We start from the raw sequence: 1,696 nt of genomic DNA, 5'->3' as shown, positions 1-1,696 counted from the left end.
GACCAGGCCCGCGGTCAAGGACGCCGACCCCGCGCTCGTGGTGCACTGAGCACCTGACCTCCCGTCCTTCGCCGGTCGCGGCACACGCCGCGGCCGGCGCTCGTCGTTCCGGCTCCCGCCGGGGGCGGTGCCGCCGCACGGGCGGCGCCGTCCGGTGTGGTCGCCACGCGCCGCGGCGGCCGCCGGGACATCGCGCTCAGGCGGAGCCGTAGCGGGCGACGAAGTTGTCCAGCGAGCGCTCGATGTCGCCGCGGATCGCCTTGGCCACCCCCGCCCCGATCGGGCCGAACAGCGGCGCACCGCCGAGCTCGATGTCGACGGTCACCCGGGAACCGCCGTCCGCCGCGGCGACGGTCATACCGAGCCCGAACCTGGTGCCGCCCTTGCCCGCCCCGCGCAGCACCAGCTCCCGCGGCGGCCGCGCCGTCTCGACCGTCCAGCTCACCCGGTTGCGCAACCCCTTCACCGTGGCCACCCCGACGAGGGTCGCCCCTGGCGTCAGCTCCGCGGGCACCTCGCCCCGCCAGCCCTCGTGCATGGTCAGCCAGCTGCCCAGCTCGGCCAGATCCGAGGCGTGCTCCCAGGCCTTCTCCGGCGTGATCGGCACATCGACGGCGACCTTCAGTTTTGCCATGCCCCGCATGCTAGGGCGCACCGAGGTCACCTGGAATCGTGGTCACCTGGAATCGCGGTCACCTGGAATCGCGGGCGCCTGGAATCGCGGCGCCTGGAATCGCCGGCACCTGGAATCGCGGGCACCTCGCGGCGACCGGTCCTTCTTGGCGCACCGTGCGATCGCACGAGTGCGATCCGGCTGATTCGCGGCGGCGCAAATCGAATTCGCGTTACCGCCGGGTAGGTTGCTGGGAGGCGTCGGGGGGTGTATCGGAGTCGGCGTGTCGAGGAGTGTCGCGGGCGTGCGAGAGTGCCCGCGTCTGGGGGTGCAGACGCCGGACATGGCCTGGAGCTGCCGTTTTCCGTGGGCAGGCGGTGCGTGCGGCGGTAATTCGCCTGCCGGTCACCAGGTTACGTCGAGACCTTGCCGTAATGCTGCTAATGTGGGCGCGTCGTCGGGTTCCGGTTCGATCGGATGCTGCGTCCGGGCGGTGATCGTGCGTCCCGGATCGCCTGTCCCGCAGGCATTGTGAGGTGAGCGGTGAGCCTCCCGTGCCGCTTCGGACCGGCTGTGCCGCTTGGAAACGGCCACCTTTCGGCAGGTAACCGAAACCGATCGAGCACGACAGGTCGGAAAAATCCCGAGGAAAGGCGAAACGAGTTCTGTGGTCGCAGACTGGGGGTCGACACGGGGACCGTGACGTGCTGTTTCCGGGTACAGACTCGTAGCCGTTCATGACGAGAGAACTGATGAATTTGGATATCGCCGTATTACTTCCGTGGATTCTGGCCCCCGTCCTGGTCCTGGCGGTGGCCACGTACGCCGTGATCGCGATCCGCAAGGAACGCGCCCGCGTCGCCGAGCTCACCCGCGAGCAGAACGCGCGCGACGAGGCCATCGAGCGTTTCGCCTCGCAGACCGTGCCGTCGATCACCGACGCGGTGCGGCGCAACGAGACGCCGAATGTCACCGTCGAAGTTCCTGTGGCACTACAGGATTCGCGCTTCGCGCAGGTGTTGAACTGGGCAGGCGAGCGCTACGCCGACGGGCTCCGGCTGGTGCAGGCCGAGACCACCGACC

At 69.5% G+C, this 1,696-nt stretch carries 1 protein-coding gene and 1 pseudogene; one reads left to right on the top strand and one right to left on the bottom strand.

Annotated elements, in window-relative coordinates; genetic code table 11:
• Positions 1-196 precede the first annotated feature (196 nt).
• Entirely contained in the window at positions 197-634 is a 438-nt protein-coding gene (locus QH283_RS13290) for a type II toxin-antitoxin system Rv0910 family toxin (protein WP_280503309.1), read from the bottom strand.
• Between the two features lie 731 nt (positions 635-1,365).
• Here QH283_RS13290 and QH283_RS13285 point away from each other — a divergent pair.
• Positions 1,366-1,696, top strand: a pseudogene (locus QH283_RS13285) (sensor histidine kinase); the annotation flags it as partial.

The organism is Nocardia farcinica (assembly GCF_029867845.1).
Lineage (GTDB): Bacteria > Actinomycetota > Actinomycetes > Mycobacteriales > Mycobacteriaceae > Nocardia > Nocardia farcinica_A.
Note: the sequence above shows the minus strand (reverse complement) of the source record. Positions and strands in the feature narration are given on the sequence as shown.